Source organism: Sulfolobus sp. B1, from assembly GCF_007050195.1.
Classification (GTDB): Archaea; Thermoproteota; Thermoprotei_A; order Sulfolobales; family Sulfolobaceae; genus Saccharolobus.
In genome coordinates, this window is the sequence record NZ_QIMI01000226.1 from 1 (window position 1) to 1,662 (window position 1,662).

General features: G+C 32.1%; 2 protein-coding genes. One reads left to right on the plus strand and one right to left on the minus strand.

From position 1 onward, the window contains the following. On the plus strand, positions 1 to 999 hold a 999-nt coding region (locus DMP16_RS11100; protein WP_185957859.1), incomplete at its 5' end, for a hypothetical protein. A 14-nt stretch (positions 1,000 to 1,013) separates the two neighbouring features. Here the strand turns inward: DMP16_RS11100 and DMP16_RS09680 are convergent. Beyond that, complete coding sequence (locus DMP16_RS09680) at positions 1,014 to 1,529, minus strand: CPBP family intramembrane glutamic endopeptidase (protein ID WP_069281331.1); 516 nt, start codon at positions 1,527 to 1,529, stop codon at positions 1,014 to 1,016. Between the last annotated feature and the right edge of the window lie 133 nt (positions 1,530 to 1,662).

Sequence of the window (1,662 nt, forward strand, 5' to 3'; positions counted from 1 at the left end):
ACTCTAGTACTAGTTTACATTATAGACATCATTCTAATGACAATATTACTATCAATAACGCTAGAGAGAGGCATGAGAAATAATGAGGATAAATACGCTTTCTTATCAATGATTTTAGTTTACATACAAACTGTAGCTTTCTTAATTGCATTTTCACTCGATAGCCTCGTAATCGCATTATCCATTTCAATTATTTTATTTATCATCCCAATAACTCTGAGAAATTTAGGTTTTTGGAGAACATCTCTTATCATATTTTTATTATCAAACGAGATAATCATGAGCTTATTGTACTATGTAATTTTAAGAGGGTTCAATAATGCGTTAGTTACCTTATTTGTATATGGAACTGACATTCCAGCTATTTCAATTAATTCTTTATCACAAATTTTCATGTCACTAGCTGAGCTTGCAAATTCATTCATGTTCTTCTTAATGATCTTCCCAGAAATAGTCTACTTCTCCTTAAGGAGTAAAGACTATTATCCAATACTCTTAAGCTCAATTGCCTTAAGTGGACCAAACATTGCATCTGAAATGACGCACTCCATTCTTCCACTACCTTACGATCCAGTCAGAGAGGCTTCAATTTTGGTCACGTTGATCTCCTTTTCCTTGTCAATATATGTCACTTATCTGGTAATTAGAGGCAAAATGAGTGTGAATAAATTTGTAACTTTCGTCATTTTAAATCTTGCCTTAAGTACGTCATCTCTATATTACTCTATAAGTATTAACGAGATACCTTATGGCTTATTAACATTAATAGCAATTTATTTGTCTCTAAGTATGGCTCAAACTAAGGCAAATCCTATCAACGTTAAACTACTTTATATTGATGAAGTGATTTTAGCAATCTCACAGTTTTTATGGGGCGCATCGATAGCTTTATGGTATAATTTAATTTATCTGCAACTTTCAATAGGACTTTCACTACTACTCGTTTATCTACTTTCATCATTTTACGTCATTAGAAAAGTGTCCTCACAACGTCTCTGAAACCATTCGTTACTTCACATTAGCCTTAAAACATTACTACAGACATGGGCTATAATACATGGCATAATACCATATTTCTTAGAAATTAGTCCTAAAATTACACCTATAAAAAGAGTATAAATCATGAAAATTGGTCCATCTAAAATGTGGTTAAACGACCAGAGGACTGCTTGAATATAAACGTCATATTTTCCTTCTTCTAGAATATAACCCCTATAAATATACTCTTCACATATTCCCCCTATAATTGCTGGAAATAGTAGTAATGGGTATTTGAAAATTATTGGACTGCTTGAAGGAAAAATTATCATAATAATTATCATTGGTATTGAAAGGAAGATTCCTCGATTATAAGACATTCTCAGTTTATTCTTAGTTATTTTCTTGACCAATAGAAGGGAGACTATTTCAGCTATTGAGACCACTAACGCTCCTAAATATAATGATCTATCTAAAGAATATGCGTATAATTCCCAAGGGATTGCTAATAAAGGTAAAATTATTCCTGAAAATAAACACTCTATTCTCATTAAAACATCATACGCAAAAACACTTATAAACTACATATTTAGAGAATTCTAGAAACATTACGACTACTCTAGTGGGCAATTACGGAGACTCTAGCAGGTAGGATATGCTGTAGGTGCGGACTCAAGCATAAGC